This is a genomic window from Stappia sp. (assembly GCF_048268045.1).
Taxonomy (GTDB): domain Bacteria; phylum Pseudomonadota; class Alphaproteobacteria; order Rhizobiales; family Stappiaceae; genus Stappia.
This window is the reverse complement of the sequence record NZ_JBLWWG010000004.1, coordinates 424,721-444,278: the sequence shown is the minus strand read 5'-3', so window position 1 is coordinate 444,278 and position 19,558 is coordinate 424,721. Positions and strand designations below refer to the sequence as shown.

Genomic DNA, 19,558 nt, shown 5'->3' with positions numbered 1-19,558 from the left:
TCCTCCACGGCAACACCTCACCACCCCTGAGGCGTCATCCCGGGCTTGACCCGGGACCCAATCCACATCGCGGCGGGCGGTGCGACTGCCGCGTCCGCCCGGAGCGATCCGCAGGCCCGGAGCCCGCATCGCGCGCTGCGGGAACCAATAGACCCCGGGTCAAGCCCGGGGTGACGGCCGAGCGGGAGGCCGGCACCCAACCTCCGCCGCTGAGTCACCTCGCCTCCCCCACGGCGTCGCCCCCCGTAGCGACGCCCCACCTCCTCCACGGCAACGCCTCACCACTCCTGAGGCGTCATCCCGGGCTTGACCCGGGACCCAATCCACATCGCGGCGGGCGGTGCGCCGTGGAGGGAACGCGAGAAAGGCGTGGGTCACGGGCGTGGGCGCGGGTTCTGGGAATTTCGCTCCGCCGCGCAATGGGATAGGTTGCGGGACTTGCATCCTGCTCCTTCCCGTCCGGCCAGCACCGCGCCGCCCGCCAGCCCGAGGACCGATACGTGGCCCATGACAGCGCCCCCGGCCACAAGGCCGATGCTTCTCCCGATGCGCCGGCGGGCGGAGCCGTGCGGCCCTTCGAGGTGACCAACCGGACGGTGCTCGCCATCGCGGTTCCGATGACGCTGGCCTATCTGTCGACACCGCTGCTCGGGCTGATCGATACGGCGGTGATCGGTCAGCTTGGCGACGCAGCGCTGCTCGGCGGCATCGCGCTCGGCGGCGTGCTTTTCGATCTGGTGTTCACCAGCTTCAACTTCCTGCGCTCCGGCACCACCGGGCTGACGGCGCAGGCCGTGGGGGCGGACGAGCACGAGGAAGAGCGCGCCGTGCTGCTGCGCGCGCAGGTGCTCGCCGCCAGCCTCGGCATCGCCCTGGCGGCTCTCAGCCTGCCGCTGCTGACGGCGGGGCTGTGGCTGATGGGCGGCAGCGCCGAGGTGCAGGCGGCGACCGCGACCTATTTCACCGTCCGCGTGCTCTCCGCGCCTATGGCGCTTGCCAATTACGCTTTTCTCGGCTGGTTCATCGGGCGCGGGCAGGCGATGACCGCGCTTGCCCTGCAGACCGGACTGAACGGCATCAACATCGCGCTTTCGGTGGCGTTCGTGCTGGTGTTCGACTGGGGCGTCGCCGGCGTCGCGGCGGCGACCGTGGTGGCCGAGGCGACCGCCTGCCTCGCCGGTGCAGCAATCGCGCTGGCGATCCTCAGGGGCGCGCCGCTGCCCTCCCGCGCCAGATTGTTCGACCGGCAGAAGTTCCGCAGGATGATGGCGCTCAACGGCGACATCATGATCCGCTCGTTCTCGCTGATCGCCGCCTTCGGCTTCTTCTATTCGCGCTCGGCCGCACAGGGCGACACGGTGCTGGCGGCAAACGCGGTGCTGGAGAAGCTCTTCATGGTGGCGAGCTTCTTTCTCGACGGGCTGGCGACGGCGGCCGAACAGCTGTCGGGGCGCGCGGTGGGCGCGCGCTACCGCCCGGCCTTCGACCGGTCGCTGAAGCTGAGCCTGCTGTGGGGCTATGTGCTGGCCGGCCTGCTGGCGCTCGTCTTCCTGACCATGGGTCCGCTGCTGATCGAGACGATCACCACGGCCCAGGACGTGCGCGAGACGGCGGAGGCCTACCTGCCCTGGGCGGCGGCGACGCCGCTTCTCGGCGTGCTCGCCTTCCAGATGGACGGGGTCTTCATCGGCGCCACCTGGTCGCGCGACATGCGCAACATGATGCTGGTATCGCTGGTCGGCTTCCTTGCCGCCTATGCCATCGCCTTTCCGCTCCTCGGCAACCACGGCCTGTGGCTCGCCTTCGCGATCTTCCTGGCAATGCGCGGGTTCTCGCTGCTGGCGATCACGCCACGGCGGGCGGCGGCGACCTTTCCGCGCGCGCCGGGCTGAGCCGGCACGCGCGCGATTTCACAGCAGGCAGTCGAGGATCTCGTCCTCGCCGACCAGCCCCAGCGGCGCGGCGCCATCGGCAACCAGGATCGGCCCCTCGGACCGGCGCTTGAGGGCGATCACCTCGCGCACCGGCATGCGCGGCGGACAGATCGGCGCATCGCCAAGCCGCTCCGCCTCGCCGGCGGCAAGCGGGCGCATGATGTCGCGGGCGCGCAGCACGCCAAGCGGATTCATGTGGGCGACGAACTCGGCGACGTAGTCGGTCGCCGGCTTGCGGACGATCTCCTGCGGCGTGCCCAGCTGGATGACGCGCCCGCCCTCCATGATGGCGATGCGCGAGCCGATCTTGGCGGCCTCGTCGAGATCGTGGCTGACGAAGATGATGGTCTTGTCGAGCTTGTCCTGAAGCGCCAGCAACTCGTCCTGCAGATGGCTGCGAATGAGCGGGTCGAGCGCCGAGAACGGCTCGTCCATCAGGAGGATCGGCGCGTCGGTGGCGAAGGCGCGGGCAAGCCCGACGCGCTGCTGCATGCCGCCGGAAAGCTCGTGGACGTATTTGTCGCCCCACTGGGCAAGGCCGACCAGCTCGAGCTGGGCATCGACCTTTTCCTTGCGCCGGGCCGGGTTCAGCCCGGCGAGCTCGAGACCGAAGCCAACGTTCTCGCGCACGCTGCGCCAGGGCAACAGCGCAAATTGCTGGAACACCATGGCGATGCGCCCGCGCCGAAGCGCGCGCAGATCGGCCGGCGCGCAGGCGGACGGGTTCACCGAATGATCGCCGTCATGAACCAGCACCTCGCCGCGCGAAATCCGGTTGAGACCGTTGACGGCGCGCAACAGCGTCGACTTGCCGGAGCCGGACAGCCCCATGAGAACGAGAAGCTCGCCCTCGACCACGTCGAAACTGGCCTTCGAGACACCGAGTGTCTGGCCGGTCCGGCTCTGGATCTCGGCCCGGCTGAGGCCCTCGTCCATCAGCGGGTAGGCCAGTTCCGGCCTGTCGCCGAAGACGATGTCGACATCGCGGAAGGAAACGATGGGCTGCGTCATCAGGTGCGGCCCTCCGGCTCGTCGCGGCGGAAGAAGCGGTCGAGCACGATGGCGACCAGCACGATGGCGATACCGACCTCGAAACCGCGGGCGATGTTGACCGTGTTGAGGGCGCGCAGCGTCGGCACGCCGAGGCCGTCCGCCCCGACCAGCGCGGCGATCACCACCATGGAGAGCGACAGCATGATGGTCTGGGTGAGCCCGGCCATGATCTGCGGCAGCGCGTAGGGCAGCTCGACCTTCCACAACAGCTGCGACTTCGTCGCGCCGAAAGCCTCGCCCGCCTCGATGAGCTGGCGGGGGGTGGAGGAAACGCCGAGCTGGGTCAGGCGGATCGGCGCGGGTATGGCGAAGACGACGGTGGCGATCAGGCCGGGCACCATGCCCAGACCGAAGAGAATGAGCGCCGGGATCAGATAGACGAAGGTCGGGATCGTCTGCATCAGGTCGAGCACCGGACGCATCGCCGCATACAGCCTCGGGCGATGCGCGGCGGCGACGCCGAGCGGCACGCCGATCACCATGCACACGACGGCGGCGGCGATGACGAGCGAGAGGGTCTCGGTCGTCTCCTCCCAGTAGCCCTGGTTGATGATGAGAAGCAGGCTCGCGGCGACGAAGACGGCGAAGGAGAGCTTGCGGCGGACGACATAGGCAAGCGCACTCACGATGACCACCGCGACAAGCGGATGCGGAGCCTGGAGAACCCAGAGGATCGCCCCGATCATTGCCTCCAGTGCGACGGATATGCCGTCGAAGAACCAGGCGCCATTGTTGGTCAGCCAATCGACGCAGGCTCTCGCCCAGGGGCCGATCGGCAGTTTGTTGTCGGTCAGCCAGTCCACGCGAGCCGCCTCCTTTTCTGCCGTTTTTCGGGTATATCGCCCGCCATCACAGGCGGGAGGGGCGGCGGGTCCGCCACCCGGCGCCGCCGCTCCCGGGAAGGCTCCCCGGCGCGGCGGCGGTTGTTTTCAGGCCCGCGCGCGGCGCGGTCCGACGGCTTACAGGCCGAGTTCGGACTTCAGTGCCGCCTTGGCGTCGGAGCCGTCGAGCGTGGTCACACCCTCGAGCCACGCGTCGGCGGCCTTGGGATGCGCCTTGAGCCAGGCGCTGGCAGCCTTCTCCGGCTCGGTGCCGTCGTTCAGGATCGCGCCCATGATCTCGTTCTCCATCGACAGCGAGAAGACGAGGTTGTCGAGGAACTGGCCGACGTTCGGGCACTCCTTGCCATAGCCGGCGCGTACATTGGTGAACACCGTCGCGCCACCGTAGTTCGGACCGAAGACGTCATCGCCGCCTTCCAGATAGGCCATCTCGAAATTGGCGTTCATCGGGTGCGGCTCCCAGCCGAGGAAGACAACGTCCTCCTTGCGCTTGGCGGCGCGGGCCACCTGCGAGAGCATGCCGGCTTCCGAGCTCTCGACGATTTCGAAGCTCTTGAGGCCGAAGGTATTGCCCTCGATCATGTCGATGATCAGCCGGTTGCCATCATTGCCCGCCTCGATGCCGTAGATCTTGCCGTCAAGGTCGTCCTTGAACTTGGCGATGTCGGCGAAGGACTTGAGGCCCTTGTCGTAGGTGTATTTGGGCACCGCCAGCGTGTATTTGGCGCCTTCCAGATTGGCCCGCACCGTCTCGACCGAACCGTCCTCGCGATAGGCCTTGATGTCGCCCTCCATGGTCGGCATCCAGTTGCCGAGGAAGACGTCGATGTCCTTGTTCTTCAGCGAGGCATAGGTGACGGGAACGGAGAGGATCTTGACGTCGGCGTCATAGCCGAGCGCCTCGAGCACCACGGAGGCAACCGCCGTCGTCGCGGTGATGTCCGTCCAGCCCACGTCGGAGAAGCGGACCGTCTTGCAGGCGTCGCCATCGGCGGCAAGAGCCGTGCCGGCCGTGAGGCCGACGGCAAGGGTTGCAGCGCCGAGGCGCAGGGCAAGTCTGGTCATGAGCGTTCGTCCTTCCCTTTTTCAAAACGCACCGGCGCAGAAGCGCGCCGGACATGGCAGGTCGCCGGCCACAGGCCGGGAACAAAGCTGTCGGGGCTGGCCGCGCGAAGCGCGAAGCGGCCGCCGGTCCGCGCAAGCCCGAAGCAGGACGGGCAGGACAGGACACAACGGCGACGTGCCGCGAAAGCCGGCGCCACAGGCAGCCCCGCTTTCCGGCCGGTCCGTCGCGCTTGTTCTTCGCGGCGAGGCCCCCAAGCCTGGACACAGCCCCTAGCGGGCCTGCGATCCGATGGCCGGCATCAAAACATTTTTAGACGAAATACGCAATTCCCCGCTCAATCGCCTTTTTTTCATTGATTGAACAGCCAATCAAAAATACACCTGCGATGCTGCGGGCGGTTCGGTATCCGCCCGGAATAACGGGGATGGACATGCCTCGCATCGGAATGGAATCGCACCGCCGCAAGGCCCTGATCGACGCGACCGTGGAAACCATCCACGCGCGCGGCTTCCTCGACGCGACGATGGCGGAGATCGCCCGGCGCGCGGGCGTGTCGGGCGGACTGGCGCATCACTATTTCGGCTCCAAGGCGGGGCTTCTGAACGCCACCATGCGCGCGCTTCTGGCCGATCTGTCGCAGGAGACGCAGGAGCGGATGGCGAAAGCCTCCGGTCCGCGCGAGCGCATCTCGGCGATGATCGCGGCGAGCTTCGCGCCGGCGCAGTTCCAGCCGGCTCTGATTTCCGCCTGGCTCGCCTTTTATCTGCAGGCGCGCACCGAGCCGGATACGCGACGACTGCTGCGCATCTACCACCGCCGGCTCGTGTCCAACCTTGCCCACGCCTATTCGGCGCTGCTGCCGGGCGGGCGGGCGCGCGGCGCGGCCGAGGGCACGGCGGCGATGATCGACGGCCTGTGGCTGCAGCGGGTCTTCGCCGAGGGCCCGGTCCAGCCGCGCCCGGCGATCAGACACGTCGAGGACTATGTCGACAGGCAGATCGCGGACGTGCTTCCGCGCGCCTGAGCGGCGCGAGCGAAACGCAAGAACCTGACGAGAGACGCAGACCATGCAGGACGCCACCCATATCGTGATCGGCGCAGGCTCGGCCGGAGCCGCGCTCGCCTTCCGCCTGTCGGAAGACCCGACCAACCGGGTGCTCGTGATCGAGGCCGGCGGCACCGATGCAGGGCCTTTCATCCAGATGCCGGCGGCGCTGAGCTACCCGATGAACATGTCCCGCTACGACTGGGGCTTCGTCAGCGACGCGGAACCACACCTGGACGGACGCCGGCTGGCGACACCGCGCGGGCGCGTGGTCGGCGGCTCATCGTCGATCAACGGCATGGTCTATGTGCGCGGCCACGCGCGCGACTTCGACACCTGGGCGGACATGGGCGCGCACGGCTGGTCCTATGCGGACGTCGCCCCCTACTACCGGCGCATGGAGACCTCCCACGGCGGCGAGGCCGGGGTGCGCGGCACGCAAGGCCCGATGCATGTCACGCGCGGAACCAAGTGGAGCCCGCTCTACGACGCCTTCATCGACGCCGGCCGGCAGGCGGGATACGCGACCACCGCCGACTACAACGGGCTGAAGCAGGAAGGCTTCGCCGACATGGAGATGACGGTGTGGAAGGGGCGGCGCTGGTCGACGGCAAACGCCTATCTGAAGCCGGCGCTGAAGCGCGACAACCTGCGCATGATCACCGGCGCCGCCGCAAGGCGCATCGTCTTCGAGGGTCGCCGGGCAACCGGCGTCGAGGTGAAGCTCTCCGGCCGCATAGAGACGTTTCACGCCTCGCGCGAGGTGATCCTCGCCGCCTCCTCGATCAACTCTCCGAAGCTGCTGATGCTGTCGGGCATCGGCGAGGCGGCGGCCCTTTCCGCGCTCGGCATCGAGGTGATCGCCGACCGCCCGGGCGTGGGGCAGAACCTGCAGGACCATCTGGAGCTCTACATCCAGCAGGCCTGCACCCAGCCGATCACGCTCTACAAGCACTGGAACCTTCTTTCCAAGGCTCTGATCGGGGCGCGGTGGCTCTTCTCGGGCACGGGCCTGGGCGCGTCGAACCACTTCGAGGCCTGCGCCTTCATCCGCTCCAAGGCCGGCGTCGAATACCCGGACATCCAGTATCATTTCCTGCCCTTCGCCGTGCGCTACGACGGCAAGGCGGCGGCAGAGGGCCACGGCTTCCAGGCACATGTGGGGCCGATGCGCTCGAAATCGCGCGGGCGGGTGGCGCTCGTCTCCGCCGATCCGGAGGCCGCGCCCTCGATCCTCTTCAACTACATGTCCCATCCCGACGACTGGGCCGATTTCCGTACCGCCATCCGGCTGACGCGCGAGATCTTCGCTCAGGAGGCCTTCGCTCCCTATCGCGGCAAGGAGATCCAGCCGGGAAGCGCGGTGCAGTCGGACACGGAGCTGGACGCCTTCATCAAGGAGCACGTGGAAAGCGCCTACCACCCCTGTGGAACCTGCCGCATGGGGGCGCCCGACGACCCGATGGCGGTCGTCGATCCTCAGGGACGGGTCATCGGCGTGGACGGCTTGCGGGTCGCCGACAGCTCGATCTTCCCGCAGATCACCAATGGCAATCTCAACGCCCCCTCGATCATGTGCGGCGAGAAGATCGCCGACCATGTGATGGGCAAGGATCCGCTGCCGCCGTCGAACCTGGAGCCATGGATTCATCCGAAGTGGCGGACAGAACAGCGTTGACGCCCTAAACTCATCAAACGACGACACGACACGCCGTAAAGCGAACGACCGGAGAAGCCAGCATGCGCGCACAGCCGCCCGCCTCTCATTTCATCAATGGAGCCTATGTGCAGGATCCGCACGGCAGGCCGCTGGAAAGCCGCTACCCGGCGACCGGAGAGGTGATCGCCCGGCTCAACGCGGCGGGCGCGGAGACCGTCAATGCGGCGGTCGCGGCGGCGCGGTCCGGCTTCCGGGAATGGGCCGCGACGCCGCCTGTCGAGCGTGGCCGCGTGCTGCGGCGGGCGGCCGCGCTGCTGCGGGAGCGCAACCGCGAGCTCTCCGAGCTGGAGACGCTCGACACCGGCAAGCCCTTGCAGGAGACCCTCGTCGCCGATGCGGCCTCCGGCGCCGACTGCCTTGAGTATTTCGGCGGCCTGACGGCGACGCTCACCGGCGAGCACATCGACCTTGGCGGCTCCTTCGCCTACACCCGCCGCGAGCCGCTGGGCGTGGTCGCGGCCATCGGCGCCTGGAATTACCCGATCCAGATCGCCTGCTGGAAGGCGGCGCCCGCGCTCGCCTGCGGCAACGCGGTCGTCTTCAAGCCCTCGGAAGTCACTCCCCTGTCGGCGCTGAAGCTCGCCGAAATCCTCACCGAGGCCGGCCTTCCCGATGGCGTTTTCAACGTCGTCCAGGGGTTTGGCGAGACCGGCGCGCATCTCGTCTCGCATCCGGACGTGGCCAAGGTCTCGCTGACCGGCTCGGTGCCCACCGGCACGAAGGTCGCCGAGCTTGCCGCGCAAACGCTGAAGCACGTCACACTGGAACTCGGCGGCAAGTCGCCGCTCGTCATCTTCGACGACGCCCATCTCGACAATGCGGTGTCGGCGGCGATCAACGCCAACTTCTATTCATCCGGCCAGATCTGCTCCAACGGCACCCGCGTCTTCGTCCAGAAGGGCCTCAAGGAGGCGTTTCTCGCCCGGCTCGCCGAGCGCACCGCCAACGCCCGCCTCGGCGACCCGATGGACGAAACGACCGACACCGGCCCGCTGGTCTCGAAGGCGCAGTTCGACAAGGTGCTTGCCTATATCCAACGCGGAAAGGCGGAAGGCGCGCGCCTCGTTTGCGGGGGCGACAGGGCCAGCGTCGCGGGGATGCCGGAGGGGCTCTTCGTCCAACCGACGGTCTTTGCCGATGTCGCCGACCACATGGCGATCGCGCGCGAGGAAATCTTCGGCCCCGTCATGTGCGTGCTCGACTTCGACAGCGAGGAGGAAGCGGTGGCGCGCGCCAACGCCACCGAGTTCGGGTTGGCCGCCGGCGTCTTCACCCGCGACATCCAGCGCGCCCACAGGGTGATCGCCGCGCTCAACGCCGGCACCTGCTGGATCAACACCTACAACCTGACGCCGGTCGAGATGCCCTTCGGCGGCTACAAGAAGTCGGGCTTCGGCCGCGAGAACGGCCATGCGGCCATCGGCCACTACAGCCAGGTGAAGTCGGTCTATGTGGAGATGGGCGACGTCGAAAGCGCCTACTGAGGCCCTGGCGCGCACTCGCCCTCCAGCAGGGCAAGCACCGCCTCGGGCGGACGGCCGATGGCCGCGCGCCCGCCCGCGATGACCAGCGGCCGCTCGATCAGAACCGGGTCGGCGGCCATGGCCGCCACCAGCACGTCGGCGTCCTCAACGTCTCCAAGTCGCCTTTCCCGATAGACGGGCTCGCAGCTGCGCATGAGCTGGCGCGGGCCATCTGCCCCGAGCGCGGCCAGCGCGGCGCGGATCTCGGCCTGCGAGGGCGCATCCTCGAGGTAGAGGCGCACCGCCGGCACGACGCCGCGCGCCTCCAGCAGGGCAAGCGTTGCCCGCGACTTGGAACAGCGCGGGTTGTGCCAGATGACGATCTCTCCGCTCACAGCGTGTCCTCGCCGTCCGGGTCGAGCCGGGCCCAGGCCTCGGCGTTGCGGCCGCTGGCGGCATCCAGGCCGGACAGCGCGTGGCGGTCGAGGCTGTTGGCGAGATGGGTCAGGATACGGCCGACGAGATCCGGCCCCTCGTAGACCAGACCGGTGTAGAGCTGCAGCAGATTGGCCCCGGCGGTGATCTTGGTCCAGGCGCTCTCGCCGCTGTCGATGCCGCCGACGCCGATGATCGGCAGGCGCGGACCGACGCGCAGGCGCATGCGGGCAAGCGCGATCGTCGCCCGGCGAAACAGCGGCCGCCCCGAGAGCCCGCCCGTTTCGGCGGCCCCCTTCGCGTCCGAAAGGCCGGCACGCGACAAGGTGGTGTTGGAGACGATGAGACCGTCGAGCTCGGCGGCAATGACCTCCGAGGCGATGTCGTCGAGACCGGCCTCCTCCACATCCGGTGCGATCTTGAGGAAGACGGGCACCGTCCGTCCGACGCGGGCGGCGGCCTTCTCCCGCGCGTCCATCACCCGTGACAGCAGCTCGTGCAGGGCGTCGCGGGCCTGCAGATCGCGCAGGCCCGGCGTGTTGGGCGAGGAGATGTTGACGGTGAAATACGTCGCCCGGTCGGCAAAGGTCTCGATGCCGGCCACATAGTCGGCGATCCGGTCGGTGGCATCCTTGTTGGCCCCGACGTTGACGCCGACGATCCCCCCGCGGCCGGCGCGCGCGTCAAGACGGCCGCGCAGTGCCGCATGGCCCTCGTTGTTGAAGCCGAGACGGTTGACGACGCCATTGTCCTCGACAAGGCGGAAGACGCGCGGCCTGGGATTGCCGGACTGCGGCAGCGGCGTGACCGTGCCGACCTCGGTAAAGCCGAAGCCGAGGCCCAACAGCGCGTCCGGCACCTCGCCGTTCTTGTCGAAGCCGGCGGCCATGCCCAGCGGATTGGGGAAATCGATGCCGGCGACGGTCACGGCCAGACGCGGATCGCTCGCCGCCGCGCAGGAAGGGGCAAGCCCGCTCGCCAGCGCCTTGATGGTGAGACCGTGCGCGGTTTCCGCGTCGAGGGTAAACAGCGCGCGCCGCGCGATCCCGGAGGCGAGCCTTGCGAACATCACAGCCCCTCCGGGAAGCGGTGCGCCCCATCGGCGCCAAGCGGCAGGTCGACGACCGACACGACCGCCGACATGGGCAGCGAAGCATAGAGATGAGGGAAGTGCGCGCCGCCGCGCGAAGGCTCCCAGACGAGCTTGTCGCCCAGCGACGCGGCATCGATGGCCGCCAGCACGAGATCCGACCGGCCGGCAAAATGCTTGCCCGCCGTCTCGCGCACCTGGTCGGCGGCGGAGAAATGGATGAAGCCGTCGGCGAGATCGACCGGCGCGCCGGTGAAGACGCCCGCCGCCTCCGCCTCGCGCCAGTCCGTGGCCGGGGAAATCTTGTAGATCAGCGTCATCGTCTCTCGCCCTCGGATCGCGGTCCGGGCAGGCCCGGAGTTTCGTCACGCCGGATTACAGCCTGTCCGGCAGGGAGACAAGGGCACGGCAAAAGCCCTTTTATATCAATGACACTCCCTTTCAAACCCCGGTGAACAGGCGCAGAAGCGACCCTGTATCCAGCCCCGCACACCACGGCACGGGGTGGCGCGCGCACAGCAATAGGAATATATACCGGAGCGGGGATAAGGTCTTTGACCGAAAGGGGCGGCGGCAACCAGGCGCGGCGCGGCACACGACAGCGCGCGAGACAACGGGAATGCACGATGCTGTCGCATGAGAGCGTATGGTCGGCTATCGACGGACTTGCCCGGCGCAACGGCTTGACCCCCTCCGGTCTCGCCCGCCGTGCCGGCCTCGACCCGACGACCTTCAACCCCTCCAAGCGGGTTGCCTCCGACGGCAGGCCGCGCTGGCCGTCCATGGAATCCATTGCCAAGATCCTGACCGCGACCCGCTCCGACCTTGCCGAATTCGTCGACCTGATCGACAAGAGGCTGGCGCTGCGCGACGCGCTGCCGCAGCCGACCACCGCAACGGTCGCGACGGCCGGGTTCTTCAACGACGAGGACCCCGGGCTCGCGCCGCCCTGGGCCGCGCCCGGCCCCTCCTCCGCACCGCAGGGCCTCGCGGAAACGCCCGCCAACGACATGGCGATCCGCGTGAGCGGAGACATGATGCTGCCACTCTACCGTGACGGGGATGTCGTCGTGGTGTCGCCTGCCGCCGAGATCCGCAAGGGCGACCGGGTGGCGGTACGCACCGTGTCGGGCCGGCTCACGGCCCATATCTTCGAACGACGGACCAGAACCCGGATCGACCTCAAGGGCCTGGACGACAGCGCAGGCTCAATCCGCTACGGGATCACCGAGATCGTGTGGATGGCGCGAATCATCTGGGCCAGCCAATAGGCGACGCCCAGCGGGAACGGGGAAAGCGACGATGCACAAACGACCCGACAAGCCGCTGTCCGGAGCACCCTTCCGGTCGCCCGGCCTGCCCCGGACGCTGGCCGGCGCCGGGCTTGCAGTGGCGCTCGCCGGACTTGCGGCCTGCCCCCTTGCCGCGCAGGAGACGCTCCCCGCCCTGCCCGACGCCCCCGACCCGAGCTCGATCCGCAATGTCACGCCGGGCGGCATCCTGCCGCTGCCGCCGCTCACCGGACCGCTCAAACGCATCGCGCCGCGCCTGCCCGAACGCACGGTGGTCGAGGTGCCAAGCGAGGTAACCCTGAAGCAGCCGGTGGTGATCGACGCCGGCACGCTGAAGGCCGGACGGCTGACCATCCGCCTGGCGGGTGTCGCAGCCCCCGCTCCCGACGCCACCTGCCCCTCGCGGCTTGGCGGCACCTGGCCTTGCGGCATGCGCGCGCGCACGGCGCTTCGCGCCTTCGTCCGCCGGCTCGCGGTGCAATGCGACGACATGAGTGAGGTCGCCCCCGGCCTGGTCACCGCCACCTGCCAGCGCAATGGTGTCGATCTTGCCGACTGGCTGGTACGCCAGGGCTGGGCGGACCCGCTCGAGGATGCGCCGGAAGCCCTGCGCGCGTCGGCGGAGGAAGCGCGGGAAGCCCGGCGCGGCCGCTGGAAGCTCGACGGGCTGCCCGAGCTGCCCGACGCCCTGTCGCTGCCGGAGAACGCGGACGACAGCAGCGAGATCGGCGCAAGGATCGCGCCGCCCGTGATCCCCGACACCGGCTTCGGGGCCGCTGAGCGGACGCAACGTCCCGCAGAGGCGGGGTCCGCGCAACGCAGCGGATATGTGAGCGGCGACATCGAGATCGTCGACACGCCTTGGCATCCGGAAAATACCGGAAGCAACTAACCTGCGAAGCAATCATAAACGCTGCTGCAGAAGATGTAAAAACAATCAACCCACCATAAATATTGTCAGAAATTACATATCCCAATAGGTTTCATGATATAAAATCATGGATAAATATCATAAATATAAGTATATTTCCCCGTATATAAAAACATCATGAAATTGAAAGATATGTTTCGTGTTGTAAACTTTCTAAACTGGCGAACTTTAATTCTTTTTTAAAGATGACAACAAATAGTAATACCGAGAACAAAGCAAACTAACGCCGAACTTTCGAACAAACCGAAATAGCCATGCGAAACCACCCTCCTCCCTGTGGCCGCATCGCGACAGGCGGTGTTCTCGATGACCCGATTTCTTGGCCCAAGCAGGCCAAGCCGAGCATATACGCATCACCTAGAAGTGGGGACCAAGACGGTGCGACTCTCAAATCTCAAGATCTTGTCGAAGATCCTTCTCGTTATCGGCCTTCTGAGCGCCGTTGCTGCGGTACTGACCTACAATGCGGTAACCGCCATGAGCGACATGGACAAGGCCAGCTACAAGATGGACGCCCAGGCCACGAATTCTCGCCTGATCGCCTCTCTTGGCGCCAACCTTCTTGCCATCAGTCGCGAAGACTTCCGGATGGGAACCGACCCGCGCCCGGGAACGATCACGGAAGTGACCGCGACCATTCAGCAGGAACGTAAGGTCTTCGTCGACCGCATGGGCCGTATCCGGAGCAACAACGCCGAGGCGATCGAGACCGAACTCAATCAGATCGAGGTCCTCTGGAAGGACTTTCAGGCAGAGGTCGACGAGGACATCGAGATGATCTCCTCCATCGGCGAGAACCGCACGCCCGAGCAGACACTCCTGATCCAGAATTCGCTGGGCGACACGCTTGCCGCCAGCCAGAAGCTTCGCCGGGCCTTCCAGGATCTGGCCAAGAAGCTCGAGGACAATGTCGGCACGCTCAGGGAAGAGGCCTCGCAGACCTACAAGCAGAGCGAAGGGCTGATGTACACGATGGCCGTTCTCGGCATCGTCGGCGGCATCACCATCGGTTTTCTGATCGCCCGCTTCGGCATCGTCAAGCCGATCCGCGAACTCGCAGGCAGCGTACAGGAACTGGCTGCTGGCAAGTTCGACATCGAAGTGGCCGGACGCGGACGCAAGGACGAGATCGGCGAGATCGCCGACGCGGTCGAGGACTTCAAGGTGAAGCTCGCCGAGGAGGCCCGCCGCGAGGTCGAGGAAAAGACCGAGGCCGACCGCATTGCCGCCGAACAGCGCAAGGCCGAGATGATCAAGCTCGCCGACGACTTCGAGAACGCGGTGGGCGAGATCGTCAATGTGGTGTCCTCCGCATCGACGGAGCTACAGGCAGCGGCGAATACGCTGACCTCCTCCGCCGAGGAAACCAGTTCCCAGTCGGCTTCGGTGGCAAGCGCCGCGGAACAGGCAGCGATGAACGTGCAGACCGTCGCCTCGGCCATCGAGGAGCTCGCCAGCTCGGCCAGCGAGATCGGGCGGCAGGCCGAACAGTCCAAGACGGTGGCGACGCGCGCCGTCGACCAGGCCAACCGCACCAATGCCCAGATGCGGGAGCTGCGTGAGAACGCCGACCAGATCGGCGCGATCATCAGCCTCATCGACGAGATCGCCGAAAAGACCAACCTGCTGGCGCTGAACGCGACCATCGAGGCGGCACGCGCCGGCGAGGCCGGCAAGGGCTTCGCGGTTGTCGCCCAGGAGGTCAAGGGGCTGGCCGAGCAGACCGCCAAGGCGACCTCGGAGATCTCCACCCAGATCAAGTCCATGCAGGGCTCGACGACGGACGCCGGCGAAGCCATCGCCTCGATCGGCAAGACCATCGACGACATGAACACGATCTCCGACTCGATCTTCGGCGCCATCGGCGAGCAGAGCGGCACCACGGCGGAAGTGGCCCGCAATGTTCAGCAGACCGCACAGGGCACGCAGGAGGTGACCGACAACATCACCGGCGTCACCCAGGCGGCCCAGGAGGCAAGCTCCGCCTCGGCTCAGGTGCTCGCCTCGGCCAACGAGCTGGCCCAGCAGTCGAACGCGTTGCGCACCCAGATGACGCGCTTCCTCGAGACGGTCCGCGCCGCCTGACGAGGCGGGAGGGCGACCCGCCCTCTCCCCGCGAAAACGACAAAGGGCCCCGGCCAGATGGCCGGGGCCCTTTTTGTTTGTCTTCAGAGCCAGTGCCCGCCGCTTCAGGCGTTGCCGGCAAGCTCGCCCGAGATCGCACCGGCAATCAGCGCGCGGGTTTCGGGAATGCCGTAGAGCGCCACGAAGGAACCGAAGCGCGGCCCCCGCTCCTGACCGAGCAGCAGGCGGTAGAGCGCGTTGAACCAGGTCACGGCGACGCCGGGGCCGCCGTCCGGGCTCTTCTTGTTGTGATCCTGGAACCGCTCGATGGCGCGGCCGACATCGAGAACCACATCCTGGATCGCCGCTCCGTCCGCATCGGCTGGCAGGCCGGCGAGCTTTGCATCGAGCGCCTTCAACGCCGCCAGCTCGACCTCGTCGGGCTTGTGGAACACCTTGGTCGGCTTGACGAAATCGTCGAAGTAACGGATCGCGTAGCCGACCAGCTCATCGAGCTTCGGGTGGCTTTGCGGCGTTACCCCCGGCACATGGCGCGAGATGAAGGCCCAAAGCACGTCCTTGGTTTCGGCGTTCGAGGCGGACACCAGATTGAGCAGCATGGCGAAGGAGACCGGCACGTCGATGGCCGGCGGGCGACCGGAATGGATGTGCCAGACCGGATTGGCGAGCTGCTGCTCGACCGGCAGCGAGGCATAGCGGCCGGCAAAGGCGAAATACTCGTCGACGGTCTTCGGAATGATGTCGAAATAGAGCTTCTTCGCCGTCTTCGGCTTGGAGAACATGTACAGCGCCAGGCTTTCCGGCGAGGCATAGGTGAGCCACTCGTCGATGGTCAGGCCATTGCCCTTGGACTTGGAGATCTTCTCGCCGTTCTCGTCGAGGAAGAGCTCATAGACGAAGTGCTCGGGCGCACGCCCCCCGAGGATCTCGCAAATCCGGTCATAGATCGGCGCGTTGGTCAGATGGTCCTTGCCGAACATCTCGAAATCGACATCGAGGGCGGCCCAGCGCATGCCGAAGTCAGGCTTCCACTGGAGCTTGACGTTGCCGCCGGTGATCGGGAGCGTAACCTCCGCTCCGTCCTCGTCGTCGAAAGTGATCGTGCCGGCCTTCGGGTCGACGTTCTTCATCGGCACATAGAGCACGCGGCCGGACTTCGGCGAGATCGGCAGGAACGGTGAATAGGTCGCCTGCCGCTCCGCCCCAAGGGTCGGCAGCATCACGTCCATGATCGCCTGATACCTGTGTGCGGCGCGGATCAGGATCTCGTCGAAGCGGCCAGACCGGTAGTAGTCGGTGGCGCTGGCGAACTCGTACTCGAAGCCGAAGGTGTCCAGAAACCGACGCAGCATGGCGTTGTTGTGCGCGCCAAAGCTCTCATGATCGCCACCGAACGGGTTCGGCACGGCGGTCAGCGGCATGTGCAGATACGGCTCGAGCGCGGCCCGGTCCGGCACGTTTTCGGGGATCTTGCGCATGCCGTCCATGTCATCGGAGAAGCACAGCAGCCGCGTGGGGATCTTGTCCTCGGTCAGCACGCGAAAGGCGGTGCGCACCATCGTGGTGCGGGCGACCTCGCCAAAGGTGCCGATGTGCGGAAGGCCGGAGGGGCCGTAGCCGGTCTCGAACAGAACCGGCCGGCCGGGATCGCGCCCGCCAAAGCGTTTCAGCAGCTTGCGCGCCTCCTCGAAAGGCCAGGCTTTCGAGACCTTCGCCGCCTCTACGAGGGCCGGGGTAAGGTCGAGGGGGGGCAGCGAAACTGACGTCATGAAGGAACCGTTGCTGATTTGCGTGGTGGCGGGATCGCGCGCGCCCAGCTCCAGACGGGCGGCTGCGCGCCAACTAACTAGCGGAAGCGCGCGGCAAACGGAACCGAAAACCGGCGCACGACATCCCCTCGAAAGCAATAGCGCCCCATGGCGGGCGATCTTCGAAAGTCGGCTTGCGCCCGCGCGCGCCGACGCTTAGGTGAAACGCAGCATCCCCTTTTCAGGAAAGGGCCTGTCCGACAATGAGCGAGAAATGTCCATGAGCGAAACTGTCAGTCTCCAGGAAGCCCTGATCTACGCGATGGTGATGGTGTCGGCCTCCGACAGCAGCATGACCGACCGCGAGTTGCGGTCGATCGGCAAGATCACCCGCACCCTTCCCGTGTTCCGCGACTTCGACCAGGAGCGCCTGCTGCCCGTCGCGCAGGAGTGCGGCCTGCTGCTTCAGGGCGAGACGGGCATGAGCGACACGATCGCACTCATCGCCCGCAGCGTGCCGGAAAGCCACCGCGACACGGCCTATGCGCTGGCGGTGGAAGTGGCGATCGCCGACCTGACGGTGGCCCGCGAGGAATTGCGCCTGCTGCACCTGCTGCGCGATGCCTTCGCCCTCGACAAGCTCACGGTCGCCGCCATCGAGCGCGCCGCCCAGGCCCGTTTCCGCAAACCCTGACGGCCGCCGCCGTCAGACCGCGGCGCCGTCGATCCAGCGCTGCGGCCGGCCGACATGGTAGCCCTGCGCATGGGTCACCCCAAGATCGCGCAGGACGGCGAGCGTTTCCGCGTCCTCCACGTATTCCGCGATGACGGAGACGCCGATCTGGCGTGCGACCGCGACGATGCCGGCGACGATGGTGCGCTGGAGCTCGTCGTGGGCGACATCGCCGATGATGCCGCCGTCGATCTTGAGGGAATCGATGGGAAACTGTCGCAGGTAGGCGAAGGACGACAGGCCCGAGCCGAAATCGTCGAGGATGACGCCGCAGCCGCATTCGCGCAGCGCGAAGATCAGCGCGCGGGCGGTTGCCATGCTGCGCACCGCGGCCGTCTCCGTGATCTCGAAGGAAATCCGCTCGCAAAGCTCCGGCGTGCGCTCGAGCGCCTCGAGAAGGAAATCCTTGAACTCCGGATCACCGACCGACAGGCCAGAGAGGTTGATCGTCAGCCGGATCGAGGCATCGAGCTCACCGACATGGCGCAGCGCCGTTGTCACCACCCAGCGGTCTATCTCCTGCATCAGACCGTGGCGCTCGGCGGTGGCAATCAGGGACGACGGCGGCAGCACCCGCCCGTCCTCGTTGACGAAGCGCAGCAGCGCCTCGCACATCGGCAGACTGGTTCCGTCGATGGGAGCGATGGCCATGGTGTAAAGCTGGAAATGCCCGGTCTCCAACGAGCGGCGGATAAGCTGAAGATTGCCGATGTCGGCGCGCCGCGCCACCATCTCGGCCGCCTGCGGGCGATAAACCACCGCCCTGCCGCCTCCCATTTCCTTGGCATAGAGGCAGGCCTGGTCCGCCTGATTGAGGATCTGGTGCGTGGTGCGCGGCAGCGCCTCCTCCTCCGACTGCGGTCCGATCATGGCAATGCCGACACTTGCCCCGATCCGATGCCGCGTGCCCCTCCAGGTGAAGGGCATCTCGAAGACATTGGCGACGATGCGGTCGCCGAGGGCGGACGCCGCGTCGACCGTCGTGCGCTGGCAAAGGACGGCGAACTCATCGCCGCCGATCCGCGCGCAGCAGACGCCCCCGTCGGTCTCGAAGGTGCGCAGCATGTCAGCGATCTGGCATAGCAGCGCATCCCCGGCGCTGTGGCCCGCGATGTCGTTGACCAGCTTGAAGCCGTCGATATCGATGGTCAGCAGCGCACCGTGCAGCAGCGAGGTCTGCGCTTGCGCGAGCGCTGCCTCGAGCGCGCCCTGAAGGGCGTGGCGGTTGGCAAGACCCGTGAGCGCGTCCTCCTGTGCCTGACGGCGCAGCTCCTGCGCCATCCGCGTCGCCGCAGTCACGTCGGTCATGACGAGAACCGCCGCCGTCACCTGGCCGCTGCGGTCGCGGTAGGGATCCATCTTGATGCGCACATAGCGCTTGGCGTCCTCCGCATCCGCTGCGATCCCGTACTCGTATTCAACGCTCTCGCCGGCGAAACAGCGTTCGAAATAGTGTCGCGACCGCGCCTCGAAGCACTCGATGCCAATCATCTGCCGTACGTCGCGGCCGATGAGATCTTCCGGGGCCATACCGTAGAAGGCGGCGTTGGCGTGGTTGGTGAAGCGGTAGACGTAGTCGGTGCCGATCACCGATATGCGGTCCGAGGTTTGCCGCACGATCTCCTCGTGCATCGACAGGCGCTCGTTGATCTGCTCGAAGAGGGTGACGTCGCGGGCGGTGGAGGCGACGCAGGCGACAATGCCGTCCGCGTCGAAGATCGGCTGGAAGAAGACCTCCAGCGTGATGCCGCGGGTGCGGTCCCGCAGACCCGGTGAGCGCAGGCGCGAGGCGATGCCGGCAAATGCCCGGTCGATGTTGGCGCGCCGGGCCTCGAAGACCGTATCACCGAGAATTTCGGCGACGTGCCGGCCGACCACGTCGGCGCGGGGCCGGCCCTCCGCTTCCAGGAACGTGCCGTCGACATCCCAGATCCGGTAGTCGCGGTCGCAAACGAAGACGCCGGCGCGGCTCATCTCGATGATGGCGCTGTGCACCTCATCGCGGCTGACCGTGAAGGGCCAGTCGGAGATGGCGACGTTCGCCTCACCTCCGCCGCGCGTCGACGCGCGTGTGGGCGGGCGTGTCCTTGTCGTCATGGCACGCTCCTTCTTCGAGTGACC

Annotated in this window: 16 protein-coding genes; 8 read left to right on the top strand and 8 right to left on the bottom strand. The window is 67.0% G+C overall.

Annotated elements, in window-relative coordinates; genetic code table 11:
- Window positions 1–500 precede the first annotated feature (500 nt).
- Window positions 501–1,892, top strand: a complete 1,392-nt coding sequence (locus ACN0WF_RS09425) for an MATE family efflux transporter (RefSeq protein WP_417772549.1) — start codon at window positions 501–503, stop codon at window positions 1,890–1,892.
- An 18-nt stretch (window positions 1,893–1,910) separates the two neighbouring features.
- Here ACN0WF_RS09425 and choV read toward each other — a convergent pair whose 3' ends face one another.
- The 3 genes from choV to ACN0WF_RS09410 all read right to left on the bottom strand — a co-directional run bounded on the left by choV (window position 1,911) and on the right by ACN0WF_RS09410 (window position 4,894).
- Entirely contained in the window at window positions 1,911–2,945 is a 1,035-nt protein-coding gene (gene choV / locus ACN0WF_RS09420) for a choline ABC transporter ATP-binding protein (RefSeq protein WP_417772548.1), read from the bottom strand.
- Entirely contained in the window at window positions 2,945–3,790 is an 846-nt protein-coding gene (choW, locus tag ACN0WF_RS09415; protein WP_417772547.1) for a choline ABC transporter permease subunit, read from the bottom strand. The genes choV and choW overlap by 1 nt, the downstream gene beginning before the upstream one ends.
- A gap of 156 nt (window positions 3,791–3,946) precedes the next feature.
- On the bottom strand, window positions 3,947–4,894 hold the full coding sequence (locus tag ACN0WF_RS09410) for a choline ABC transporter substrate-binding protein (RefSeq protein ID WP_417772546.1): 948 nt from the start codon (window positions 4,892–4,894) through the stop codon (window positions 3,947–3,949).
- Window positions 4,895–5,325: 431 nt separating this feature from the next.
- On the opposite strand from ACN0WF_RS09410, the gene betI reads away from it, so the two are divergent.
- The 3 genes from betI (at window position 5,326) to betB (ending at window position 9,144) form a co-directional block, all read left to right on the top strand.
- Entirely contained in the window at window positions 5,326–5,919 is a 594-nt protein-coding gene (gene betI, locus ACN0WF_RS09405; RefSeq protein WP_417772545.1) for a transcriptional regulator BetI, read from the top strand.
- 43 nt (window positions 5,920–5,962) lie between these two features.
- Window positions 5,963–7,618 (top strand): choline dehydrogenase, encoded by a 1,656-nt coding sequence (betA, locus tag ACN0WF_RS09400; RefSeq protein WP_417772544.1) that lies wholly within the window; start codon window positions 5,963–5,965, stop codon window positions 7,616–7,618.
- A 62-nt stretch (window positions 7,619–7,680) separates the two neighbouring features.
- Window positions 7,681–9,144 (top strand): betaine-aldehyde dehydrogenase, encoded by a 1,464-nt coding sequence (gene betB, locus ACN0WF_RS09395; RefSeq protein ID WP_417772543.1) that lies wholly within the window; start codon window positions 7,681–7,683, stop codon window positions 9,142–9,144.
- Here the strand turns inward: betB and arsC are convergent.
- Genes arsC through ACN0WF_RS09380 form a run of 3 tightly spaced genes read right to left on the bottom strand, consistent with a single transcriptional unit; the run spans window position 9,138 to window position 10,968 of the window.
- Window positions 9,138–9,518, bottom strand: coding sequence for an arsenate reductase (glutaredoxin) (gene arsC / locus ACN0WF_RS09390; RefSeq protein WP_417772542.1), 381 nt, complete (start codon window positions 9,516–9,518; stop codon window positions 9,138–9,140). The two genes, betB and arsC, sit on opposite strands and share 7 nt — an antisense overlap.
- Window positions 9,515–10,627, bottom strand: coding sequence for a quinone-dependent dihydroorotate dehydrogenase (locus ACN0WF_RS09385; RefSeq protein ID WP_417772541.1), 1,113 nt, complete (start codon window positions 10,625–10,627; stop codon window positions 9,515–9,517). Before ACN0WF_RS09385 ends, arsC begins: the two co-directional genes overlap by 4 nt.
- The gene (locus ACN0WF_RS09380) at window positions 10,627–10,968 is read right to left on the bottom strand and encodes a DUF952 domain-containing protein (RefSeq protein WP_417772540.1); all 342 of its coding nucleotides are present in this window, start codon (window positions 10,966–10,968) and stop codon (window positions 10,627–10,629) included. Before ACN0WF_RS09380 ends, ACN0WF_RS09385 begins: the two co-directional genes overlap by 1 nt.
- Window positions 10,969–11,274: 306 nt before the next feature.
- On the opposite strand from ACN0WF_RS09380, the gene ACN0WF_RS09375 reads away from it, so the two are divergent.
- The 3 genes from ACN0WF_RS09375 (at window position 11,275) to ACN0WF_RS09365 (ending at window position 14,956) form a co-directional block, all read left to right on the top strand.
- Window positions 11,275–11,919: a S24 family peptidase gene (locus ACN0WF_RS09375; protein ID WP_417772539.1), complete on the top strand. Its 645-nt coding sequence runs from the start codon at window positions 11,275–11,277 to the stop codon at window positions 11,917–11,919.
- 31 nt (window positions 11,920–11,950) lie between these two features.
- Window positions 11,951–12,832, top strand: coding sequence for a thermonuclease family protein (locus ACN0WF_RS09370; protein ID WP_417772538.1), 882 nt, complete (start codon window positions 11,951–11,953; stop codon window positions 12,830–12,832).
- Window positions 12,833–13,249: 417 nt separating this feature from the next.
- Window positions 13,250–14,956, top strand: coding sequence for a methyl-accepting chemotaxis protein (locus ACN0WF_RS09365; RefSeq protein ID WP_417772537.1), 1,707 nt, complete (start codon window positions 13,250–13,252; stop codon window positions 14,954–14,956).
- 104 nt (window positions 14,957–15,060) lie between these two features.
- Here the strand turns inward: ACN0WF_RS09365 and ACN0WF_RS09360 are convergent, their stop codons facing one another.
- On the bottom strand, window positions 15,061–16,725 hold the full coding sequence (locus ACN0WF_RS09360) for a lysine--tRNA ligase (protein WP_417772536.1): 1,665 nt from the start codon (window positions 16,723–16,725) through the stop codon (window positions 15,061–15,063).
- Between the two features lie 259 nt (window positions 16,726–16,984).
- On the opposite strand from ACN0WF_RS09360, the gene ACN0WF_RS09355 reads away from it, so the two are divergent.
- Window positions 16,985–17,398, top strand: a complete 414-nt coding sequence (locus tag ACN0WF_RS09355; protein WP_417772535.1) for a tellurite resistance TerB family protein — start codon at window positions 16,985–16,987, stop codon at window positions 17,396–17,398.
- Between the two features lie 12 nt (window positions 17,399–17,410).
- On the opposite strand, the gene ACN0WF_RS09350 is transcribed toward ACN0WF_RS09355, so the two are convergent.
- On the bottom strand, window positions 17,411–19,534 hold the full coding sequence (locus ACN0WF_RS09350) for an EAL domain-containing protein (RefSeq protein ID WP_417772534.1): 2,124 nt from the start codon (window positions 19,532–19,534) through the stop codon (window positions 17,411–17,413).
- Window positions 19,535–19,558: the final 24 nt, after the last annotated feature.

Excerpts from the sequence above, each read along its gene's own strand:
- choV (WP_417772548.1), bottom strand. The coding sequence starts at position 2,945 with ATGACGCAGCCCATCGTTTCCTTCCGCGATGTCGACATCGTCTTCGGC.
- ACN0WF_RS09410 (WP_417772546.1), bottom strand. The coding sequence starts at position 4,894 with ATGACCAGACTTGCCCTGCGCCTCGGCGCTGCAACCCTTGCCGTCGGC.
- betI (WP_417772545.1), top strand. The coding sequence starts at position 5,326 with ATGCCTCGCATCGGAATGGAATCGCACCGCCGCAAGGCCCTGATCGAC.
- betA (WP_417772544.1), top strand. The coding sequence starts at position 5,963 with ATGCAGGACGCCACCCATATCGTGATCGGCGCAGGCTCGGCCGGAGCC.
- betB (WP_417772543.1), top strand. The coding sequence starts at position 7,681 with ATGCGCGCACAGCCGCCCGCCTCTCATTTCATCAATGGAGCCTATGTG.
- ACN0WF_RS09385 (WP_417772541.1), bottom strand. The coding sequence starts at position 10,627 with ATGTTCGCAAGGCTCGCCTCCGGGATCGCGCGGCGCGCGCTGTTTACC.
- ACN0WF_RS09380 (WP_417772540.1), bottom strand. The coding sequence starts at position 10,968 with ATGACGCTGATCTACAAGATTTCCCCGGCCACGGACTGGCGCGAGGCG.
- ACN0WF_RS09375 (WP_417772539.1), top strand. The coding sequence starts at position 11,275 with ATGCTGTCGCATGAGAGCGTATGGTCGGCTATCGACGGACTTGCCCGG.
- ACN0WF_RS09370 (WP_417772538.1), top strand. The coding sequence starts at position 11,951 with ATGCACAAACGACCCGACAAGCCGCTGTCCGGAGCACCCTTCCGGTCG.
- ACN0WF_RS09360 (WP_417772536.1), bottom strand. The coding sequence starts at position 16,725 with ATGACGTCAGTTTCGCTGCCCCCCCTCGACCTTACCCCGGCCCTCGTA.
- ACN0WF_RS09355 (WP_417772535.1), top strand. The coding sequence starts at position 16,985 with ATGAGCGAAACTGTCAGTCTCCAGGAAGCCCTGATCTACGCGATGGTG.
- ACN0WF_RS09350 (WP_417772534.1), bottom strand. The coding sequence starts at position 19,534 with ATGACGACAAGGACACGCCCGCCCACACGCGCGTCGACGCGCGGCGGA.